The sequence below is a fragment of the Variovorax nitratireducens genome, from assembly GCF_051216545.1.
In the GTDB taxonomy this organism is placed as follows: Bacteria; Pseudomonadota; Gammaproteobacteria; order Burkholderiales; family Burkholderiaceae_C; genus Variovorax.
The window spans coordinates 761228-780365 of the sequence record NZ_JBPJZO010000002.1; the positions used below are offsets into that span (position 1 = coordinate 761228).

Consider the following 19138-nt stretch of genomic DNA (forward strand, 5'->3'; position numbering starts at 1 on the left):
ATTTGGCCGACTGTAGCCGGTCGCGCTGCCGTCGCGAGGGGCCCATAGCGGGCGCTGGGCGCTCCCCGGAAGCAGTCGTTCAACGCTCCTGTTCAGCGGCGGGCCGCGCAGCGGACCGTCCGCTCAACCGGTTGTTAGCCGCGCGCGCGCCGGTAATGCATTGCGACCGCGCCGTTGCTGAGCGGCTTCGCCGAGACCAGCTCAAGCCGTCGCGTCTTGGGTAGCCCGCTCTGGTACAGGGTCGGGCCGTGGCCGGCGATCCTGGGGTGAACGAGGAACTTGTACTCGTCGATCAGGTCGAGCCGGTCCAGTTCGGTCGCGAGCTTGCCGCTACCGAGGAGGACGCCGGCCGGGGTCGCGTCCTTGAGCTTTTGCACGCCCGAGCGCAAGTCGCCGGCGATGTGGTGGCTGTTGATCCACGGGAAGTCCGTTCGCTTCGACGACACGACGTACTTCGGCTTGATCTCCAGCTTGACCGCCCATTCGCGAACCGTCGGCGGTGCCTCCACATCGCCGCGGGCGACCGCCGGCCAGTAGCTCTCCATCATCTCGTAGGTGGCGCGGCCCCACAGCATCGCCCCACCCTCGTCCATGAGGCGGGTGAAGAAGGCGTGCGTCTCGTCGTCGGCGATTCCCTCCTGGTGGTCGACGCAGCCGTCCAGGGTGACGTTGAGGCTGAAGGTTAGAAGTCCCATGCGAGTCTCCTCCGAGTTGGGCGGTCCGCTGGACTGTCGCTTGTCGCGGGCGCTGGGGGCCACCTCAGATCTTGAACGCCCGCTGGATGTCGGCCCGCACCAGATCCGCATACTCGCGGTGCTTGCGGATGTAGCCCGCGATGAACTGGCACACGGGGATGACGTGCCACGCCTTCGCCCGGGCTTCGTCGAGCACGTGCCGCGCAATCGCCGAGCCCACGCCCTTGCCTTCGTGTTCGGGCAGCACCTCGGTGTGCGTGAACATGATGGCGCCGGTCAAAAGGTTGTATTCGGAGTACGCGGCGAGCTTGCCGTCGATCGTCGCTTCATAGCGGTGCTGCGCCTCGTTGTTGCTGAAGGCGATGTTGCTTTGGGTGTCGTTGCTCATGGTTGACGCGCCAGGTAGGCGGCGAGGTTGGTGGCTGCGGTGGTGCGCACCTTGTTGCGCAGCATCGGCGTCCAGCCGAGCAGCAGGCCCGGCGTGCCGAGCGCCTGGCGCGCCCATGTCCAGAACGGGAAGCTGTCGCGCTGCGTGGCGATCAGGCCTTCGGGCGTGAACGTGAAGCGCGCATCGATGCTGTTGTCCACGAGGCGCCCGGTGGCGCTGAAGCGGTAGTGCGCGTCCCAGTGCGCCTGGCCGCTCGTGGCGTCGGCCTTCACGTCGCGATAGCTCAGCTTCCACACGTCGGCGCCCTTGGCCTTGGTCGCGGTGCAAAGCATCTTCCACATGCCGCCGACCTCGCGTGCGCCGCGCAGCGAAAAGGCCTCGTCGTCGAACGTCGCGTCGGGCGCGTAGCAGGCGGCCATGGTGTCGGCGTCGAGCTTCGCGAAGGCGTCGTAGAAGCGGCGGATGGTTTGTTCGTTGCTGGTCATGGTTTTTTCATTCTTTCTTTGTACTTCCTCAGCGTTGCAGCAGGCCGACCAGATTTTGCAGCGCGTAGTGCACGGTCGCCCCGCGCACCGCAGCGCGGTCGCCCTCGAAGCGGCGCCGCTCGGTGCGCACCTCGCCGCCGACCGACCAGCCGAACCACACGGTGCCGACCGGCTTGTCGGCACTGCCACCGGTGGGGCCGGCCACGCCGGTGACGGCCACCGACACCTGGGCGCGCGAATGCGCCACGGCACCCTCGGCCATCGCGCGTGCCACCGCTTCGCTGACGGCGCCGTGCGCCGCGATCAGCGCCGCGTCGACGCCGAGCATCTCGCTCTTGGCCTCGTTGGAGTAGGTGACAAAGCCGCGTTCGAGCCAGCCGCTGGAGCCGGCCAGGTCGGTGCAGGCGCCGGCGATCAGGCCGCCGGTGCAGCTTTCGGCGGTGGCCAGCATGAGCTTGCGGGCCAGCAGCAGATCGGCCAGCTTCCGAACCAGGTCGTCGGCGTCATTCACCATGCGCGCACCGCCGCAATTACCAGCAGCGTGCAGAACGCCGCCACCAGGTCGTCGAAGATGATGCCGAAGCCGGCGCGCCACCAGTTCACCTGGGTTCGGTCGGCTGGCTTGAACAGCGCGTCGGCCCAGCCCACAGGGCCGGGCTTGGCCGCATCGAAGTAGCGGAACAGCGCAAAGGCCACGAGCTGGCCGAGCAGGCCGATCGGCATCACCAGCCACAGCACGATCCAGAACGCCACCACCTCGTCCCACACGATGCTGCCGGGGTCGGCGATGTTCATGCGGCGGGCCGTGGCGGTGCAGGCCCACCAGCCCACCACCAGCGATGCCAGGATCAGCCAGCCGAAGGCTGCGGGCGACAGCCAGCGCTGCAGGATCACGAAAGCGGCCCAGGCCCACAGCGTGCCGGCGGTGCCGGGCGCCCAGCGCGACAGGCCGGAGCCGAAACCGAGCGCGATGCAGTGCGCGGGGTGCGACAGCATGAAGCGCAGCGTGGGGCGCAGGGAGCGAGGTTGCAAGTCGTCGAGAGGGAGGCTGCGCATGGGGCCAATGCTAACGACCCGGCCCGGGTTTCAACGCCTCCAGTGATCCTACGATGCGCCGGTGAGCAGCATCGCCAGCGACGTGAATGCCTCGTCGATGGTCGCGCACAACCCCTCCAACTGCGCATTGAGACCCATGGCTTCGCGCTCTGAGGACTCGCCCCGGCCCATCGCGGTTTCGGTCGCTGGCAAGCAGCACCGGGTGGACTCGTCCCAGGTCAGGCGGTAACTGTGGCTCATGGCGTGATCGAAGAAAAAGAAAGAAGAAAGGGCCGGGCTGCGCTGGCTCGCATAGCCCCAGCCCTCGAATAAACTAGAACGAATGGTTACAAATGCCGGAACGCCCGTAAATAGTCTGTTTGGACCGGATTGGCCTGGCGGAGAATATTCAGACTCCTAACGATCGCGCCTCCACAATGCACTCCGGCGCCATGTTGCCGACCCGAATTCTTCTGATCGACGATCACGCGCTGTTCCGCGCCGGGCTGCGGATGGTGCTGGCCACCGGCATTCCCGATGTGCAGGTTCTGGAGGCGGCTTCGCTCGAAGAGGCCATGCGCCTGCCCGCGGAGCCGCTGGCCCTGGTGCTGCTCGACGTTCAGCTGCAGGGCCTCAATGGCCTGGAAGGCATTGCGCTGGTGCAACGCAAGTGGCCGGGCGTGGCCGTGGTGGTTCTCTCGTCCCAGGCCGAGCCTCAGACCGTGCGGCAGGCCCTGGCGCGCGGCGCGACGGCCTTTGTCTCCAAGGCCGATTCGCCAGAGCACATTCTTTCGATGGTGGACAAACTGCTGCTCGGTCTGCCGGTCGCAACGCTCGCGTACGCCGGCATGGGTGCCGGGAGCGATGGCGGCGCGCCGCCGCGCCTGACGCCGCGCCAGTGCGAGGTGCTCAATCTGGTGTCCCAGGGCCTGTCGAACAAGCTGATCGGGCGCCGGCTCGACCTGTCGGAGAACACCGTGCGCGGGCATGTGCAAGCGCTGCTGGCGGCCTTGCAGGTGTCGAGCCGCTCGGAGGCCGGTTTCGTGGCCCGCCGCAGCGGTCTGGTGGATTGAACAATCCGTTGCGCCTGGCGCCAGGGCGCGCCCTGGTCGAGCAGTTGCGGCTGCTGCTCGGCAACGGCCACAGCTCGGTGGTTCCCACGGTTCTGCTCGCGCCGCTGCTGGTGTGGACCCTGTCTAACGAAAGCAATGCCCTTGCCCTCAAGGTGTGGTGCGCGGTCGTGATCCTGTGGAAGCTGTTCTGCGCCCGGGACGCGCACCGTATCCTGGCAGCCGGCATCCTGCCGGATCGTGCGCCGCACCTGGTCTGGCGGCTGATCGTCTTGAATGCGATCGATGGCGTGGCCTGGGGTGCCCTGGCCTGGGTCACGCTGGACACGACCACGGTGAGCGGCAGCATCCTGGTGGTGGCCGTGCTGGCGGGCATCGCCGGCGGTTCGATGAGTTCGCTCTCACCGGTGTTTCCGGTGTTCGTGGTCTTTGTCGTTTTCGAGTTGGCCGCGGTGGCCTCCAAGCTGTGGCTATTGGGGGATCCGGCCTACAACGCGCTGGGTGCGGCCGGCGTGCTCTACGTGGTCACGCTGATGGGCCAGTCGCGCAACAACGCCCGTGCGGCGCGCGCGGCGATCGATCTGCGTTTCGAGAACATCGAACTTGTCGAGCGCTTGGGCGTGGAAACCGAGCATGCGCAGGCCGAGCACCTGAAAGCCGAGCAGGCCAATCTGGCCAAGTCCAAATTCCTGGCCGCCGCGAGCCACGATTTGCGCCAGCCCATTCATGCGCAGGGCCTGTTTCTGGAAGTGTTGTCGCGCACCGAGCTTTCGGCCGTGCAACGCGACGCGCTCACCAATGCCCGTGCCACCTGGCACGCCTCGGCCCAGATGCTCGACACGCTGCTCGATTTTTCGCGCATCGAGGCCGGCGTGGTCGAACCGCAGCCCAGGCCCTTTCGCCTGCAGTCGCTGCTTCACAAGATCGAAAACGAACTCGCACCGCAGGCCGATGCCAAGGGCCTGGTCTACCGCTCGCGCGAAACCCGGGTGCTGGCGCAGTCGGATCCCGCGTTGCTCGAGTTGATTCTGCGCAACCTGGTGTCGAACGCCATCCGCTACACCCGGCGGGGCGGCGTGCTGGTGGCCTGCCGCACGCGCGGCGACGATGTACTGCTCGAAGTGTGGGATACCGGCGTTGGCATCGACCCGACGCAGCACCAGGAGATTTTTCGCGAGTTCCACCAGCTCGGCAATGCGGAACGCGATAGGCGCAAGGGCTTGGGCCTGGGCCTGGCCATTGCCCAGGGGCTGGCGCAGGCCCTCGGGCACCCCTTGTCGCTGGCATCGACGCCGGGGCGTGGCAGCGTGTTCAGGCTGCGTCTGGCGCGCGCCCGCATCGCGGCGGCGAGCGACTGGCCAGCACGGGCGCCCGGTTCCGGCCGTGCGTTGGCCATGACCATGCCCGATGTGCGCGTGCTGGTGATCGACGACGACGAGGCGGTGCGCGGCGGCATGCGCCAATTGCTGAACGGTTGGGGCTGTGCCTGCGACGTGGCCGATTCGATCGAAGAGGCACAGGCCCTGGCGCGGGCCCATCCGCCTGGGCTGGTCATCAGCGACTACCGGCTGCGCGAGCGGCGCACCGGTGCCGAGGCAATCGGCGCGTTGCGCGCCGAGTTCGGCACTGCGCTGCCGGCGCTGCTGATCACCGGCGACACCGCGCCCGAGCGGCTGCGCGAAGCGCGCGCCAGCGGTGTGCTGCTGCTGCACAAACCCGTCTCGCCACGCCAGCTGCACCACGGACTGATGGCGGTGCTCAACGGCGGCGCGATCGATTCCACGTTCGTCGCGCTGGAGTCGAATTTGGGCAGCCTTTAGGGGGCCCTAACCGAAGTGGTCGAACGCCGTGAAGCGTTGCGTGAGCGGCGCGCCACCGGCGTCGACGATGCGCAGCCCAGGCGCGGCCTCGATGCAGCCGATGCGAGCCACGGGCGTGGCGCTGGCAAGGCCGGCCTGCTCGACAGCCTTGCGTGCCGATGCCGGCGCGGTAAAGACCAGCTCGTAGTCGTCGCCGCCCGCGAGCGCACAGGTGCGCCGCACTTCGAGGCTGAGCGCGGCGCCCGATGCCGGCGCACCCACCGCGATCAGTTGCGTGACGGCATCGGCGTTCAGCGCGGCGCCCACGCCACTGGCGGCGAGGACGTGGCCCAGGTCGCCCACCAGCCCATCGCTCACGTCGACCGCCGCCGTCGCGATGCCGCGCAGCGCCAGGCCGAGCGCGACACGCGGGGTCGGTTGCTCCATGCGTGCCCGCACGATCTCGAAGACCTCGGCCGGCAGCCGCAGCGTGCCGCGAAACACCTCGAGCGCGAGCCGCGCATCGCCCAGCGTGCCGCTGACCCAGATGTCGTCGCCGACGCGCGCACCCGAGCGCAGCAGCGCCGCGCCGGTCGGCACCTCGCCGAACACGGTGATGCAGATGTTGAGCGGGCCGCGCGTGGTGTCGCCACCGACGAGTTCGCAGCCATGCTGGTCGGCCAGCGCGAGCAGCCCCTTCGCAAACCCAGCAAGCCAGCGCTTGTCGACCTGCGGCATCGCGAGCGCCAGCGTAAAGGCCAACGGCTTCGCGCCGCAGGCCGCCAGGTCGCTCAGGTTCACCGCCAGTGCCTTGTGGCCGAGCCGCGCCGGGTCGACGGTGGACAGAAAGTGCCGGCCTTCGACCAGCATGTCCGACGACACGGCGAGCTGCATGCCGGGTGCCGGCGCGAGCAGTGCGCAGTCGTCGCCCACGCCGAGCACCGCGCGCCGCACGGGGCGCTTGAAGTAGCGGTCGATCAGGTCGAACTCGCCCATCGCTAGACCGCACCCCTGAAGCGCAGCGACGCCTGCCGCACCACCTCGGCCAGCAGCCGCTCCTTGCCCTGCCGTTCGCGCAGCCAGCGCGCGTCGTTGTGGCTGGCCTCCACATCGGTGCGCAGGCCGGCCAGCGCTTCGGTCGCGTTGAGCGCCTCGCTGTGCCATTCGAGCTGGGTCATGGTCATCAGGATGTGCTCGCGCAGCGGCATGTGCTCGCCGCTGGCCGGATCCACATACACCGCGTCGAGCCCGAAGCGGCAGGCCTGGAAGCGGTTGTAGGTGTAGACCAGGTAATCGTCTTCGGTCGGCGTGAAGGGCTGCTCCTGCAGGAACCAGGCGGCCAGCGATTGCACGTAGCCCGCCAGCGCGGCGGCTCGCTCCACGGTGAGTGGCGTGTCGAACACGCGGATCTCGATGGTGCCGAACTCGGGCTTGGGCCGGATGTCCCAGTAGAAGTCCTTCATGCTGCGAACCACGCCGGTGCGCGTCATTCGCTCGAAGTAGGCCTCGAACTCGCTCCACGTGAGCGCGAAGGGCGCACGGCCCGACAGCGGAAACGCGAACACCGAGTTGAGCCGGGCCGAATCGAACTGCGTGTCCTGCCCCTGCACATAGGGCGACGAGGCCGACAGCGCGATGAAATGCGGGATGTAGCGCGACATGCGGTGCAGCATCAGCAGGGCCGCATCGGCATCGGGGCAGCCGATGTGCACATGCTGGCCGAAGATGGTGAATTGCTTCGACAGGTAGCCGTACAGCTCCGACAGCTCGCGAAAGCGCGGCTTGTCGTAGATGCGGCGCTCGTGCCACTGCTGGAACGCGTGCGTGCCGCCGCCGACCACCGCGATGTTGAGCTTGTCGGCGTTCTTGACCAGCGCGTCGCGGATCGGAGTGAGCTGCGCGATCACGTCCTTGGCGGAATGGCAGACGTCGGTCGAGATCTCGATCATGCTCGAGGTCATCTCGGGCACCACGCTGCCGGGCAGCGGCGTCTTCGCCATCTCGCGCAGCATGTCCTCGGCATAGGGCGCGAGGTCGTAGTCGTGCGTGTTGACGAGCTGCAGCTCGAGCTCGACGCCAAGCGACAGCGCCTCCGACTTGTTGAAGCGCCCGAGCTTCACCGTCCGGCTGGTCGGCGTGCCTTCGATGGTTTGCTGCTGCCGGCCGCTCATCGCTGGGTGTCCTCGGTGGTGCTGAACGCCTCGGGCGTCCACGGGATGGAGCTCTCGCCGGCGGCGTGGATCGCAATGGTGGCGAGTACCGCGCCGGCCACTTCCATGAGCAGGATCGCGGGCAGTGCGGTCTGCGTGATCAGCGCGCCCAGCAGCGGCGAGGCCGTGACGAAGTTCGACGCGATCAGCAGCGCGATCGACGACAGCGGCGACATCGCGCAGCCGACCCAGAATGCCTGCCGCCAGCTGGCACCGCTGCCCGGATTGGCGATGGCGACACCCGCGATCTTGGCGACGAAGCGCACGCCGATCAGCGCCAGCACCAGTGTGGCGATATGCAGGCTCCAGTCGGCCTGCGCTGCGACGATCGACACCAGCACGAACATCAGCATGGTGAGCAGCGAAGCGGCCGTGCCGAGCTGCCGCGGCCACGACCAGGGCCGGGGGTTGAGTTGCTTCAGCATGATGCCGCCGATCAGCGCTGCCAACGGCGCCGAGCCGCCCAGATGCGCCGCCATCGCGGCGCCGGCCGCGATCAGCGCCAGCAGCAGGATCGAGGTGTTCTCGCTGGTCGGGCTCATTACGCGCAAGGCCGAGCGCAACGCCAGCGCCAGCGCGGCGCCGACCACGAACGACAGGCCCAGCACCACCAGCACCGGCTGCAGGCGCTGGAACAGGTCGGTGGGAGCGCGCTCGATCAGGCCGGCCTGCGCATAGCCGAGCGCCAGCGCATAGAAGGTGTTGAGCGTGGCCAGCGTCAGCGCGCGATCGGTCACCGGGCCCGAGGCGCGCGTGTCCATCACCACCCGCGTCAGCACCGCGGGCGACGCGACGATCGTCATCAACGCCAGCGCGTTGGCCACCGGGTCGGGCACGCCGAGCCAGTGCAGCACCCAGAACACGCCGAAATAGGTGAGCGTCGACTCGACCACGCTTTGCACCAGCACCATCGGGTTGTGCCGGAACCAGCGCAGCGGCAGCCGGCCGCCGGCCTCGAACAGCACGATCGCCACGCCCAGCTCGAGCAGGAAGAGGCTGACGCCCTGCAGCGGCCAGACCGCGCCCTCGAAGCCGGCCAGGCCGACCACGGTGCCGACCATGGAATAGCCGACCACCTTGGGCATGCCGATGTAGCGCTGCACCAGGTGGCCGGTGGCCGCAGCCACCGCGATGAGCAACGACCACAGCACGATCGGCAGCCCGGCCGAGGGGCGCACCCACTCGGCCCAGAAGCCCGTCAGTTCGTTGATGAAGGAAGACATAAATCCAGCAAGGGTTTTCGCCCGAGGCGAAGGAACAGGAAACAAAGACGGCCGCCGCGGCGGCCGGCCAAAGCTAATGCAGGACGCGCGAGACCGGCCCGCTGCCCAGGTCGGCCTCGAGCACGAACATCGGGATCGGTACGTCGAAACGCTCGCCGTTCTCGGTCACCATGAAATAGCTGCCGTGCATGGTGCCGCTCGGCGCCTGCAGGCGGCATCCACTGGTGTAGCGGAACGATTCGCCGGGTGCCAGCAGCGGCTGCTGGCCGATCACGCCGAGACCCTTGACCTCCTGCGCATGGCCGGAGGCGTCGTTGATCCGCCAGTGGCGCGCGATAAGCTGGGTCGGCACATCGCCCGTGTTGGTCACCGTCACCGTATAGGCGAAGGTATACACGCCGTCTTCGGGCGAAGACTGCTCGGCAAGGAAGCGCGGTTCGACCTGGACGCTGATCGGGCTGGTTGACATGGGGCGCATGGTACCGGAGCGGTATTGCCCCCGGTTCGCGCCAGATGGTGTACCCGCTTTGCGACAATTGCAGCCATGAGCCCCACTTTTCGCATTGCCCCCTCAATCCTGTCGGCCGATTTCGCCCGTCTGGGTGACGAAGTCCGCGACGTCATTGCCGCCGGTGCCGACTGGATCCACTTCGACGTGATGGACAACCATTACGTGCCGAACCTGACCTTCGGCCCGATGATCTGCAAGGCCCTCAAGCCCCATGCCAAGACGGCCGCGGGCGTCGCGGTGCCGATCGACGCGCACCTGATGGTGCAACCGGTCGACGCGCTGGCGGCGGCGTTCGCCGAAGCCGGCGCTGACTACATCAGCTTCCACCCCGACGCCTCGCCGCACATGAACCGCAGCATTCAGGCGATCAAGGGGGCGGGCTGCAAGGCCGGGCTGGTGTTCAACCCCGGCCTCGGGCTCGAGGCGCTCGACTGGGCGATCGACGACATCGACCTGATCCTGATCATGAGCGTGAACCCGGGCTTTGGCGGCCAGGGCTTCATCGACTCCGCGCTGCGCAAGATCGAACAGGCGCGCAAACGGATCGAGCAGAGCGGCCGCGACATCCGCCTGGAAGTGGATGGCGGCATCAAGGTCGACAACATCGCCAGCGTGGCCAGCGCCGGCGCCGACACCTTCGTGGCGGGCAGCGCGATCTTTGGTGCCAAGGAATACGGCGACGTGATCTCGTCGATGCGGACGCAACTCGCTAGCGCTTGACCTTGTCGTTGTAGGTGCGATCGGTCACCGGGCCGGTGCCGGTGTCGACCACGCCGCGCTCGATGTCTTCCAGCGCCTGGCGGCCAACTTCGGGCGCGCTGCCATCCTGGTTCTGCTGGCTGCTCGACGATTGGTCGCGTTCGTGCGGCAGGCGCGGCACGGGTTCGCCGTCCTGTGCCACCTGGGTGTCGCCGCGTTCTGCGTCCTTCGCTACGGTCTTGCGCTTGCGGGTGTCTGTCGTCATGGCGTGCTCCTGTGTAGTTTTCTCTTTTCGCAGCAACGCGATGCGCCATGGGTAGGAGTGGCCGGCACGGGGCTGTAGGATGGCCGGCGATGTCGTCGAACCCCCCTGCCGAAACCCTCCCTGTCCTTCCTGCGGACATGCTGCGCAGCCACGGCTTTGCAGCACTGCAACCGGGGCCGCGGCTGATCGTGATCGGTGGCGTGCATGGCAACGAGACCTGCGGTACGGCGGGCATCGAACGCGTTCGCACCGAGCTCGACGATGGCGCGCTGCGGTTGCTGCGTGGTGAGCTGACGATGGTGCCGGTGGCCAATCCGCTGGCGCGCCGGCGCCTGCAGCGCGAAGGCGAGCGCAACCTGAACCGCCTGTTTCAGCCGACCCCTCCGGGCCAGACGCCGGCCGACTACGAAGCCCGCCTGACCGACCTGCTGTGCCCCTTGCTGGACCGGCACGACGTGCTGCTCGACCTGCATTCGTTCCAGAGCGCCGGCGAAGCCTTCGCCATGATCGGGCCACGCGACAACACCGGCACCCTCGAGCCGTTTGCGCGGTCCGTGGAAGAAGGCCGGCTGGCCCTGCATCTGGGCACGCCGCGCGTGGTCGAGGGCTGGCTCGACATCTACGCGGCCGGCCTCGCGCAGCGCAGCCCCGGCCAGCCGGTGGACGAGGCGGCGCTGGCCTTCGGCCGGGGCACCAACGAATACATGCGCAGCCGCGGCGGCTACGGCGTCACGCTCGAATGCGGCCAGCACGACGACCCGGCCGCGCCCGCTGTGGCGCATGCGGCCATCCACGCGGCATTGCGGCTGCTGGGCATGGTGGCCGAGCCCGCGCAGACGCCGCTGCAGCCGGAACTGCTGCGGTTGGTGAGCGTGGCCGATCGGCTCGACGAAGAAGACCAGTTCGTGCGCGAATGGGCCACCTTCGACCCGGTGCTCGCGGGCGAGCCGATCGGGCTGCGCGCCGACGGCACGCTGCTGAAGGCCGAACGCGACGGCTTCATCATTTTTCCGAATTCCGAAGCGCTGCCGGGCACGGAGTGGTTCTACTTCGCTGTTTCCAGCGACCGCAAACTCTAGCCAGCGGCCGTCATTCCGGCGCCACCAGGCGGATTGCACGAGTGCCGATCTCCGCACCCGTCACTGCGTCAATCGCAACGGGCTTGATGTCGATCCCTGTCTCGGCGTCCAGGAACCTCGTCAACTTGCCGTCGCCTCGGTGCTTTCGACCCCAGGCACCAATCATGAAGAGCACCGGCAAGTAGTCGCGTCCAGCCTCGGTCAAGACGTACTCCTCACGCGGCGGACGTTCCGAGTACTGCCGCCTTTCGAGCAGCTTCTCGTCAGTCAGCGTCGCCAGTCGCTTGGTCAGCATGGTCGGCGCAATCCCCAAGCTCTTCCTGAACTGATCGAAGCGCGTCAGGCCGGCATTCGCGTCCCGAAGGATCAGCATTGTCCAGGCATCACCCAGGAAGAGGAGGCTGCGCGCGATGGGACAGAGATTTTCAGAAGAATTCTTGGAGTTCATATCATTTCAGTATTGACTCACTACTGATTAGATACTAACATGGCGACCGTGGCCAGTCCATCTCAACCATCCATACCTTCTTGAAATCATCAACATGAAAAAGACAGTCTTGATCACAGGTGCATCTTCCGGTTTTGGCCTGATGCTTGCCAACAACCTTCATCAGCAAGGCTTCAATGTCATTGGCACCAGTCGCGATCCGGAAAAATATGCCGGCAAGGTGCAGTTCAAACTGCTGCGCTTGGACATCGATGACGACAGTTCGGTCAAGTCATTCGCTGACGAGTTGTTCGGGTACACCAAGCAGCTGGATGTGTTGGTCAACAACGCAGGCTATATGGTCACCGGCCTCGCCGAGGAAACCCCGATGGACTTGGGTCGGCAGCAGTTTGAAACGAATTTTTGGGGAACAGTAAAGGTGACCAATGCCTTGCTGCCACATTTCAGGGCACAAAAGCATGGGCAGATCATTACAGTGAGTTCCATCGTTGGCTTGATCGGCCCACCGAACCTGTCGTATTACGCGGCGTCCAAGCATGCCATTCAGGGGTACTTCAAATCGCTGCGATTCGAGCTGAATCAGTTCAACATCAAGGTCAGCATGGTTGAGCCGGTCTGGTTCAAAACGAACCTTGGCCACAACGCCGTTTCCCCAACCAATGGCCGCATCGCGGACTACAACGCTTACCGAAAGCAAGCCAATACCGCGACTCAAAAGGGCATCGATGAGGCAGAGGCGCCCGACGCGGTCGTCAACACCATAACCAAGCTGATTGAGACGAGGGAGCCCAGGTTCAGCAATCCGGTTGGAAAAATGACTGGGATGATTCTCTTCCTCCAGAGTTATGTGCCGAAAATGTTCGAAGGTTCCATCCTGAAGAGCGTGCAAACAGCCAAATAAATCCAACAAAGATCAAGCCATGAAAAATTACCTGTGCAAATTCATTCCGCCGCGCGCAGACTTTCTCGCGACCATGTCTGCGGATGAGCAGACCTGGATGCGGCAGCATGGCGTCTACTTGAACGAACTCTTGGCTAAAGGGCTGATCGTCGCCCACGGGCCTGTTATTGACGGAGATGGCGGCTACGGTGTCTCGCTCTACCAAATCTCCGACGACCAAGACATCTCATCATTTACATCGGAAGATCCCATTGTCAAAAATGGGGTTGGCCATTACGAGCACTACACCATGCCTCATTTGAAGGCGCGCGGCTGATAAATGTGCGGGTGGCGCAAGGCGGATTACCGGTCGGAGGCACCCCACGAACTGGAACGTTGAGTTCCTACAGCCGCAGCGGGCGTGAGGCGGTAATTTGCAAAGCTGGAGACATCCCATGCCTGCAGCCAAACACCCCACCCCGCGCGAGCAGATCGTCAAGGGCATCGAATACGAAGACGGCCAGTACGGCGTGCTGACCGAGCTGTTGCAGCGCAGCCTGCGCAAGCGGCACGCGGCCTGAAAGGGGCAACAGCGATGGGCGCACGCGAGGCCTTGGCCCGCTATCACGGCAAGCGCGATTTCACGCGCACGCCCGAGCCCAAGACCGTCGGCCACAAGGAGGCAGGCACCCTCCAGTTCGTGGTTCAGAAGCACCATGCAAGCCACCTGCACTACGACTTCCGGCTCGAACTCGACGGCACGCTGAAGAGTTGGGCTGTGCCGAAGGGGCCGTGTCTCGATCCCACCGTCAAGCGCATGGCGGTAGAGGTCGAAGACCATCCCCTTTCGTATGCGAACTTCGAAGGCACTATTCCGCCCAAGCAATATGGCGCCGGCACCGTGATCGTGTGGGATCGCGGCGCCTGGCTGCCAGACGGCAACGCGCGCCAGGGGCTCGTCGCGGGCAAGCTCAAGTTCGAATTGCGCGGCCACAAGCTCTGCGGCCACTGGACGCTGGTGCGCATGCACGGCAAGGCCAGCGAGCGGCAGCCGGCCTGGCTGCTGATCAAGGAACAGGACGACGCTGCGCGCCCGCTTGCCGGGTTCGACGTGCTCGAAGCCTTGCCCGACAGCGTGCTGAACAAGCCCGCACCGGCCGCCCTGCCGAAGCAGACGCGCGAGAACAAGGTAGCAGACGTCCCGCGCCGCGCCTTGCCCGCAAAGCTCGCGCCGCAACTCGCGACCCTGGCCGACGGGCCGCCCGCCGAACCTGAAGAATGGCTCTACGAACTCAAGTTCGACGGCTACCGACTGCTGACGCGGATCGAGGGCAAGTCGGTGCAGTGCTTCACGCGCAACGGGCACGACTGGTCGGCCAAGCTGCCCGAACTCGTCGCCGCTTTGAAGAAACTCGGCGCGCGGTCGGCCTGGCTCGATGGCGAGATCGTGGTTGACAGCGAGAAGGGCGCACCCGACTTCCAGGCGCTGCAGAACGCGTTCGACAGCAGGGCCACGGGCCGCGTTGCCTACTGGCTGTTCGACCTGCTGTTCCTCGACGGGCGCGATCTGCGCGGCCTGCCGCTGGAGCAACGCCGTAGCCTGCTGGCCGAACTGCTCGGCGCCAATCCGGCCGCGCAGTTGCGCCTCAGTGAAGCCTTCGATGCGGCGCCTCGCGACCTGCTGGCCTCGGCCGCGAAGCTCGGGTTCGAGGGCATCGTCGGCAAGCGCAAGGGGTCGACCTACCAGTCGAAGCGCTCGCCCGACTGGATCAAGCTCAAGCAGCACCGGCGCCAGGAGTTCGTGATCGGCGGCTACACGGCGCCCAAAGGGTCGCGCGCGGGCTTCGGTGCGCTGCTGCTCGGCGTGTACGACGCGGCAGGCAAGCTGCAGTACTGCGGCAATGTCGGCACCGGGTTCGATGCCAAGCGCCTGGCCGACATCGAAGCGAAGCTCGTCAAGGTGCACACCAAGGCCTCGCCATTCGCGGCGGCGGTGCCCGCCTCCGTCAAGGCGCAGTGGGTGCGCCCGCAACTGGTGGCCGAGGTGTCATTCGGCGAATGGACGCGCGAGGGCCGGATCCGCCATTCGGTGTTTCAGGGGCTGCGCAGCGACAAGCCGGCGCACGAAATCGTGCATGAAGAGGCGCAAACGATGAAGGCATCCCCCAAACTGCGCAACGTGAGCCATGCCGAGCGCGTGATCGACCCGCAAAGCGGCGCCACCAAGGGCGACCTGTACGCCTACTACCAGGCCGCGGCCGCGCTGATGCTGCCGCATCTGCGCAAGCGGCCGGTGTCGCTGGTGCGTGCGCCAGCCGGTGTCGGCGGTGAACTGTTCTTCCAGAAGCATGCGCAGAGCGGCGAGATGGCGGAGGTGAAGCTGCTCGATCCGGCGCTCGACCCCGGCCACGAGCCGCTGCTGCAGATCGACACGGTCACGGGGCTGTTGTCGGCGGCGCAGATGAACACCATCGAGCTGCACACCTGGAACGCCACCTCCGACGCGATCGGCAAGCCCGACCGCATGACCTTCGACCTCGACCCCGGCGAGGGCGTGCCCTGGTCGCAGGTGCAGGAAGCGGCCTTGCTGGTGCAGGTGCTGCTGAAGGAACTCGGGTTGCCGGCCTTTCTAAAGACCAGTGGCGGCAAGGGGCTGCACGTGGTGGTGCCGCTGCGGCGGGCCTATGGCTGGGACGCCGTCAAGGGCTTCTCGCAGGCCGTGGTGGCGCATCTCGCCGCCACCATTCCTGCACGGTTCGTTGCCAAGAGCGGGCCGAAGAACCGCGTCGGCAAGATCTTCGTCGATTACCTGCGCAACGGTTTCGGGGCCACCACGGCGAGCGCCTGGTCGGTGCGCGCCCGGCCGGGGCTGGGCATTTCGGTGCCGGTGCGCTGGGAGGAATTGCCAGACCTGGGCAGCGGCGCGCACTGGACGTTGGCCAACATCGGCGGCCGCCTGGCGCAGGGCAACCAGCCCTGGGCGCAGCTCGCACAACAACGAGTCGGCCTCGCCAGCGCGATGCGCCGGCTCGGCCACACGCCTAAGGAGAAACCTCGTCGGTCGTGACTTCGAACCGCTGCAGCGTATTGACGCCGAAAACCATGGTGATCGGCACGTCGGCCGCGTCGCGGCCCCTCGCCACCACGATCCGGCCGATGCGCGGCGTGTTGTGGCGGGCGTCGAAGGTGTACCAGCGGTCGCCGAGCCAGACCTCGAACCAGGCGCTGAAATCCATCGGGTACGGCACCGGTGGAATGCCGATGTCGCCAAGGTAGCCGGTGACATAGCGCGCCGGGATGTTCATGCAACGGCACAGCGTGATGGCCAGGTGCGTGAAGTCGCGGCAGACACCGACCCCTTCGCGATAGCCCTCGAGCGCGGTGCGGGTGGCGCGGGCGCGCTGGTAGTCGAAGCGCAGATGGTTGTGTACCCAGTCGCAGATGGCCTGCACTCGGTGCCAGCCGGGCGTCACGTTGCCGAAGGTGTTCCAGGCGAACTGCAGCAGTTCGCTGTCGACTTCGCAATAGCGGCTTGGCAACACGAACGGCAGCGTTGCCACCGGAAGATCGGCGGCTGCGAGCTGTTGGGCGCCGTAGTCGACCGGGTCGGCCAAGCCCGTGTCGTACACCACTGCCTCATTGCGCAGGCGCACGCTGCTCACGCCGAACGGCACCCGCACCCGTGCGCAGTGGTTGTCGAACATGTCGCGGTAGTGGTCCGTCACCAGCGGCGGGCTGATCGTGATGCTCTCGGCACCGACGATGTCCGCCGCGCGCGACGGGTGCACCTGCAGCATGTAGATCAGAGCCGTGGGTGCGGTGACGCCGAGTTCAATGTCGAAACCGATTTTGATGTGCATGAACCGCTTCCCTGAAGGATATGTTGACCGGTGGAAGCAGGTTTAATGCCGACCCGGTGAGATGCGTCCCATCGTAGCGGGGCGCGGCGCTGTTCGGGCAGGAGTGCCAGCCCGATCTGGCGTAGGTCGCCGGCACTCGCGCGTCGGCCTGCTCCTACTCATTGCGGCTCACGCCCCTGACAGCGCGCGGTGCCCGCTCACTACGGGTTTTTGTCGACCGGGCGCCGAAGATGGTTGGTCGCTGCAAGGCGTACCTCTTCCCATCGAAAGTTTTCAATGACGCCACAAAACAAGGCAGCGGCCGGGCGCCGCCCCAAAACCGGTGACGCAGCCAATGCCAAGCAGGAACAACTCGGTGGCTACACCGCCGAACCCGTGGCCCGCCTCACGACCAATCAAGGCGTTCAGATTCCCGACAACCACAACTCGCTCAAGGCGGGGGTGCGCGGGCCCACGCTGCTCGAAGACTTCATCCTGCGCGAGAAGATCACGCACTTCGACCACGAGCGTATCCCGGAGCGCGCGGTGCATGCTCGTGGTTCGGCGGCGCACGGCTACTTCCAGGTCTACAAGTCGATGTCGCAGTTCACCTGTGCCGACTTCCTGCAAGACCCCGCGGTCAAGACGCCGGTGTTCGTTCGCTTCTCGACCGTGGCGGGTTCGCGCGGCTCGGCCGATACCGTGCGCGATGTGCGCGGTTTCGCTGTCAAGTTCTACACGCAGCAGGGCAACTACGACCTGGTGGGCAACAACATCCCGGTGTTCTTCGTGCAGGACGCGATCAAGTTCCCGGACCTGATCCACGCCGTGAAACCCGAGCCGCACCACGAGATGCCGCAGGCGGCGAGCGCGCACGACACCTTCTGGGACTTTGCCTCGTTGATGCCCGAGACCACCCACATGCTGATGTGGGCCATGAGCGACCGCGCGATTCCGCGCAGCCTGCGCATGATGGAAGGCTTCGGTGTCCACACCTTCCGCTTCGTCAACGCACGCGGCGAAAGCCACTTCGTCAAGTTCCACTGGAAGCCGAAGCTCGGCATCCATGGCCTGGTCTGGGACGAGGCGCAGAAGATCGCCGGCAAGGACGCCGACTTCCATCGCCGCGACCTGTGGGAAGCGATCGAGAACGGCGACTTCCCCGAATGGGAACTCGGCGTGCAACTCATTCCGCAGGACAAGGAGCATTCGCTCGGCTTCGACCTGCTCGACCCCACCAAGCTGATCCCCGAAGAAATGGTGCCGGTGCAGAAGATCGGCAAGATGGTGCTGAACCGCAACCCCGACAACTTCTTCGCCGAAACCGAGCAGGTCGCGTTCCATCCGGGCCATGTGGTGCCGGGCATCGATTTCTCGAACGACCCGCTGCTGCAGGGGCGCCTGTTCTCCTACACCGACACGCAGATCTCGCGGCTCGGGGGGGCCAACTTCCACGAGCTGCCGATCAACAAGAGCGTGTGCCCGTTCCACAACTTCCAGCGCGATGGCATGCATCGTCAGACCATCGCACGCGGCCAGGTAGCGTATGAGCCCAACTCGCTGGGCAACGGCAGCGAGTTCCGCGTCGATGGTTCGAGCGGCGGCTTCCAGTCGTTCCCGGAAGAACTCGAGCCGCCGAAGGTGCGACGTCGCAGCCCGTCGTTCGACGACCATTTCACCCAGGCGCGCCTGTTCTTCAACAGCCAGAGCGCAGCCGAGAAGGAGCACATCATTGCGGCGTTCCGCTTCGAACTCTCGAAGCTCGAAGTGCCGGCGATCCGCCAGCGCATGGTCGACAACCTCGCCCATGTCGACGAGAAGCTCGCGCGCCGAGTGGCCGAGTCGCTGGGCATTGGCGCACCCGACGCGAAGGCCGCAGCCGGCCGGGCGGGCTTTCGCGACCACCAGATCAGCATGGCCGTCGAGGAATCGCCGGCGCTCAGCATGGCCGACACCGGCGATGGCTCGGTGCGCACGCGCAAGGTCGCGATCCTCGTGGCCGACGGCGTCGACTCCGCCTCGCTGAAGCCGATCCGCGAGGCCATCGAGCAGGCCGGCGCACAGTGCAAGGTGGTCGGCCCGCGCCTGGGCAGCGTGACCAGCGCGTCCAAACGCCAGATCGATGTCGACGCCACGTTCGCGAACACGCCATCCGTGATGTTCGATGCAGTGCTGGTGCCGGGCGGCAAGGAGGCCGTGGCGGCGCTGGTTCGCAATGGTGAAGCCGTGCACTTCGTGCTGGAGGCCTACAAGCACTGCAAGGCCATCTGCACGGTCGGCGAGGGCGCGGGTCTGCTGTCCACGCTCGGTATCGGCGCTGATGCCAAGGGCGCGCCTGCGGGCGTGGTGGTGGCCGCGACGCCGGTTACCAACCTCGGCGACAACACCGCGGCACAACAGGTCGCGCATGCCTTCGTGGCCGCGATCGCCAAGCACCGGCATTGGGATCGCGCCAACATCGACGCGGTGCCGGCTTGAACGCGGTGTCGGCTTGAGCTTGAGGCGCCCCTCG

General features: G+C 66.3%; 22 protein-coding genes. 9 read left to right on the forward strand and 13 right to left on the reverse strand.

Features of this window, described 5'->3' with window-relative positions; all coding sequences use genetic code 11:
• Positions 1 to 134 precede the first annotated feature (134 nt).
• The 6 genes from ACSFA8_RS08880 to ACSFA8_RS08905 all read right to left on the reverse strand — a co-directional run bounded on the left by ACSFA8_RS08880 (position 135) and on the right by ACSFA8_RS08905 (position 2864).
• Positions 135 to 695: a dihydrofolate reductase family protein gene (locus ACSFA8_RS08880; RefSeq protein ID WP_435479118.1), complete on the reverse strand. Its 561-nt coding sequence runs from the start codon at positions 693 to 695 to the stop codon at positions 135 to 137.
• A gap of 64 nt (positions 696 to 759) precedes the next feature.
• Complete coding sequence (locus ACSFA8_RS08885; RefSeq protein ID WP_435479119.1) at positions 760 to 1083, reverse strand: GNAT family N-acetyltransferase; 324 nt, start codon at positions 1081 to 1083, stop codon at positions 760 to 762.
• Positions 1080 to 1568, reverse strand: a complete 489-nt coding sequence (locus ACSFA8_RS08890; RefSeq protein ID WP_435479120.1) for a nuclear transport factor 2 family protein — start codon at positions 1566 to 1568, stop codon at positions 1080 to 1082. The genes ACSFA8_RS08885 and ACSFA8_RS08890 overlap by 4 nt, the downstream gene beginning before the upstream one ends.
• A 28-nt stretch (positions 1569 to 1596) precedes the next feature.
• A complete protein-coding gene (locus ACSFA8_RS08895) occupies positions 1597 to 2082 on the reverse strand; it encodes a CinA family protein (RefSeq protein ID WP_435479121.1) in 486 nt (161 codons plus the stop codon).
• Entirely contained in the window at positions 2076 to 2624 is a 549-nt protein-coding gene (locus ACSFA8_RS08900; RefSeq protein WP_435479122.1) for a phosphatidylglycerophosphatase A family protein, read from the reverse strand. Before ACSFA8_RS08900 ends, ACSFA8_RS08895 begins: the two co-directional genes overlap by 7 nt.
• Positions 2625 to 2672: 48 nt before the next feature.
• Entirely contained in the window at positions 2673 to 2864 is a 192-nt protein-coding gene (locus tag ACSFA8_RS08905; RefSeq protein ID WP_435479123.1) for a hypothetical protein, read from the reverse strand.
• A gap of 191 nt (positions 2865 to 3055) precedes the next feature.
• Here ACSFA8_RS08905 and ACSFA8_RS08910 point away from each other — a divergent pair, with 191 nt between their 5' ends.
• Together ACSFA8_RS08910 and ACSFA8_RS08915 are read left to right on the forward strand one after the other, a co-directional pair.
• Positions 3056 to 3676 (forward strand): response regulator, encoded by a 621-nt coding sequence (locus tag ACSFA8_RS08910; RefSeq protein WP_435479124.1) that lies wholly within the window; start codon positions 3056 to 3058, stop codon positions 3674 to 3676.
• Complete coding sequence (locus ACSFA8_RS08915; protein WP_435479125.1) at positions 3673 to 5493, forward strand: ATP-binding response regulator; 1821 nt, start codon at positions 3673 to 3675, stop codon at positions 5491 to 5493. The genes ACSFA8_RS08910 and ACSFA8_RS08915 overlap by 4 nt, the downstream gene beginning before the upstream one ends.
• A 6-nt stretch (positions 5494 to 5499) precedes the next feature.
• Here the strand turns inward: ACSFA8_RS08915 and thiL are convergent, their stop codons facing one another.
• The 4 genes from thiL to apaG all read right to left on the reverse strand — a co-directional run bounded on the left by thiL (position 5500) and on the right by apaG (position 9374).
• The gene (gene thiL / locus ACSFA8_RS08920; protein ID WP_435479126.1) at positions 5500 to 6468 is read right to left on the reverse strand and encodes a thiamine-phosphate kinase; all 969 of its coding nucleotides are present in this window, start codon (positions 6466 to 6468) and stop codon (positions 5500 to 5502) included.
• 2 nt (positions 6469 to 6470) lie between these two features.
• Complete coding sequence (locus ACSFA8_RS08925; RefSeq protein WP_435479219.1) at positions 6471 to 7592, reverse strand: YbdK family carboxylate-amine ligase; 1122 nt, start codon at positions 7590 to 7592, stop codon at positions 6471 to 6473.
• Positions 7593 to 7639: 47 nt separating this feature from the next.
• Positions 7640 to 8893, reverse strand: a complete 1254-nt coding sequence (locus tag ACSFA8_RS08930) for a cation:proton antiporter (RefSeq protein WP_435479220.1) — start codon at positions 8891 to 8893, stop codon at positions 7640 to 7642.
• A gap of 85 nt (positions 8894 to 8978) precedes the next feature.
• Positions 8979 to 9374 carry a Co2+/Mg2+ efflux protein ApaG gene (gene apaG / locus ACSFA8_RS08935; protein WP_286539897.1) on the reverse strand — a complete coding sequence of 132 codons (396 nt, stop codon included), beginning with the start codon at positions 9372 to 9374 and terminating at the stop codon, positions 8979 to 8981.
• A gap of 75 nt (positions 9375 to 9449) precedes the next feature.
• On the opposite strand from apaG, the gene rpe reads away from it, so the two are divergent.
• A complete protein-coding gene (gene rpe / locus ACSFA8_RS08940) occupies positions 9450 to 10136 on the forward strand; it encodes a ribulose-phosphate 3-epimerase (protein WP_435479127.1) in 687 nt (228 codons plus the stop codon).
• Here rpe and ACSFA8_RS08945 read toward each other — a convergent pair.
• Positions 10126 to 10380: a hypothetical protein gene (locus ACSFA8_RS08945; RefSeq protein ID WP_435479128.1), complete on the reverse strand. Its 255-nt coding sequence runs from the start codon at positions 10378 to 10380 to the stop codon at positions 10126 to 10128. The genes rpe and ACSFA8_RS08945 overlap by 11 nt on opposite strands.
• A gap of 89 nt (positions 10381 to 10469) precedes the next feature.
• Here ACSFA8_RS08945 and ACSFA8_RS08950 point away from each other — a divergent pair, with 89 nt between their 5' ends.
• Positions 10470 to 11459, forward strand: a complete 990-nt coding sequence (locus ACSFA8_RS08950) for a M14 family metallopeptidase (RefSeq protein ID WP_435479129.1) — start codon at positions 10470 to 10472, stop codon at positions 11457 to 11459.
• A 10-nt stretch (positions 11460 to 11469) separates the two neighbouring features.
• On the opposite strand, the gene ACSFA8_RS08955 is transcribed toward ACSFA8_RS08950, so the two are convergent.
• Positions 11470 to 11907 carry a winged helix-turn-helix transcriptional regulator gene (locus tag ACSFA8_RS08955; protein ID WP_435479130.1) on the reverse strand — a complete coding sequence of 146 codons (438 nt, stop codon included), beginning with the start codon at positions 11905 to 11907 and terminating at the stop codon, positions 11470 to 11472.
• Between the two features lie 94 nt (positions 11908 to 12001).
• Between ACSFA8_RS08955 and ACSFA8_RS08960 the strand changes: the two genes are divergently transcribed.
• The 4 genes from ACSFA8_RS08960 (at position 12002) to ligD (ending at position 15854) form a co-directional block, all read left to right on the forward strand.
• Positions 12002 to 12808 carry an SDR family NAD(P)-dependent oxidoreductase gene (locus ACSFA8_RS08960; protein ID WP_435479131.1) on the forward strand — a complete coding sequence of 269 codons (807 nt, stop codon included), beginning with the start codon at positions 12002 to 12004 and terminating at the stop codon, positions 12806 to 12808.
• A gap of 19 nt (positions 12809 to 12827) precedes the next feature.
• Complete coding sequence (locus ACSFA8_RS08965; protein WP_435479132.1) at positions 12828 to 13124, forward strand: YciI family protein; 297 nt, start codon at positions 12828 to 12830, stop codon at positions 13122 to 13124.
• Positions 13125 to 13242: 118 nt separating this feature from the next.
• A complete protein-coding gene (locus ACSFA8_RS08970) occupies positions 13243 to 13368 on the forward strand; it encodes a hypothetical protein (protein WP_435479133.1) in 126 nt (41 codons plus the stop codon).
• Positions 13369 to 13382: 14 nt separating this feature from the next.
• Positions 13383 to 15854 carry a DNA ligase D gene (gene ligD, locus ACSFA8_RS08975; protein ID WP_435479134.1) on the forward strand — a complete coding sequence of 824 codons (2472 nt, stop codon included), beginning with the start codon at positions 13383 to 13385 and terminating at the stop codon, positions 15852 to 15854.
• Here the strand turns inward: ligD and ACSFA8_RS08980 are convergent.
• Positions 15829 to 16647 (reverse strand): transglutaminase-like domain-containing protein, encoded by an 819-nt coding sequence (locus ACSFA8_RS08980; protein WP_435479135.1) that lies wholly within the window; start codon positions 16645 to 16647, stop codon positions 15829 to 15831. The two genes, ligD and ACSFA8_RS08980, sit on opposite strands and share 26 nt — an antisense overlap.
• 276 nt (positions 16648 to 16923) lie before the next feature.
• Between ACSFA8_RS08980 and katE the strand changes: the two genes are divergently transcribed.
• A complete protein-coding gene (katE, locus tag ACSFA8_RS08985) occupies positions 16924 to 19104 on the forward strand; it encodes a catalase HPII (RefSeq protein ID WP_435479136.1) in 2181 nt (726 codons plus the stop codon).
• Positions 19105 to 19138 lie beyond the last annotated feature (34 nt).

What these genes read in the sequence shown, in the direction of transcription:
- ACSFA8_RS08880 (WP_435479118.1), bottom strand. Translation starts at nt 695, where the DNA reads ATGGGACTTCTAACCTTCAGCCTCAACGTCACCCTGGACGGCTGCGTC.
- ACSFA8_RS08885 (WP_435479119.1), bottom strand. Translation starts at nt 1,083, where the DNA reads ATGAGCAACGACACCCAAAGCAACATCGCCTTCAGCAACAACGAGGCG.
- ACSFA8_RS08890 (WP_435479120.1), bottom strand. Translation starts at nt 1,568, where the DNA reads ATGACCAGCAACGAACAAACCATCCGCCGCTTCTACGACGCCTTCGCG.
- ACSFA8_RS08895 (WP_435479121.1), bottom strand. Translation starts at nt 2,082, where the DNA reads ATGGTGAATGACGCCGACGACCTGGTTCGGAAGCTGGCCGATCTGCTG.
- ACSFA8_RS08900 (WP_435479122.1), bottom strand. Translation starts at nt 2,624, where the DNA reads ATGCGCAGCCTCCCTCTCGACGACTTGCAACCTCGCTCCCTGCGCCCC.
- ACSFA8_RS08905 (WP_435479123.1), bottom strand. Translation starts at nt 2,864, where the DNA reads ATGAGCCACAGTTACCGCCTGACCTGGGACGAGTCCACCCGGTGCTGC.
- ACSFA8_RS08910 (WP_435479124.1), top strand. Translation starts at nt 3,056, where the DNA reads ATGTTGCCGACCCGAATTCTTCTGATCGACGATCACGCGCTGTTCCGC.
- thiL (WP_435479126.1), bottom strand. Translation starts at nt 6,468, where the DNA reads ATGGGCGAGTTCGACCTGATCGACCGCTACTTCAAGCGCCCCGTGCGG.
- apaG (WP_286539897.1), bottom strand. Translation starts at nt 9,374, where the DNA reads ATGTCAACCAGCCCGATCAGCGTCCAGGTCGAACCGCGCTTCCTTGCC.
- rpe (WP_435479127.1), top strand. Translation starts at nt 9,450, where the DNA reads ATGAGCCCCACTTTTCGCATTGCCCCCTCAATCCTGTCGGCCGATTTC.
- ACSFA8_RS08945 (WP_435479128.1), bottom strand. Translation starts at nt 10,380, where the DNA reads ATGACGACAGACACCCGCAAGCGCAAGACCGTAGCGAAGGACGCAGAA.
- ACSFA8_RS08950 (WP_435479129.1), top strand. Translation starts at nt 10,470, where the DNA reads ATGTCGTCGAACCCCCCTGCCGAAACCCTCCCTGTCCTTCCTGCGGAC.
- ACSFA8_RS08955 (WP_435479130.1), bottom strand. Translation starts at nt 11,907, where the DNA reads ATGAACTCCAAGAATTCTTCTGAAAATCTCTGTCCCATCGCGCGCAGC.
- ACSFA8_RS08960 (WP_435479131.1), top strand. Translation starts at nt 12,002, where the DNA reads ATGAAAAAGACAGTCTTGATCACAGGTGCATCTTCCGGTTTTGGCCTG.
- ACSFA8_RS08965 (WP_435479132.1), top strand. Translation starts at nt 12,828, where the DNA reads ATGAAAAATTACCTGTGCAAATTCATTCCGCCGCGCGCAGACTTTCTC.
- ACSFA8_RS08970 (WP_435479133.1), top strand. Translation starts at nt 13,243, where the DNA reads ATGCCTGCAGCCAAACACCCCACCCCGCGCGAGCAGATCGTCAAGGGC.
- ligD (WP_435479134.1), top strand. Translation starts at nt 13,383, where the DNA reads ATGGGCGCACGCGAGGCCTTGGCCCGCTATCACGGCAAGCGCGATTTC.
- ACSFA8_RS08980 (WP_435479135.1), bottom strand. Translation starts at nt 16,647, where the DNA reads ATGCACATCAAAATCGGTTTCGACATTGAACTCGGCGTCACCGCACCC.
- katE (WP_435479136.1), top strand. Translation starts at nt 16,924, where the DNA reads ATGACGCCACAAAACAAGGCAGCGGCCGGGCGCCGCCCCAAAACCGGT.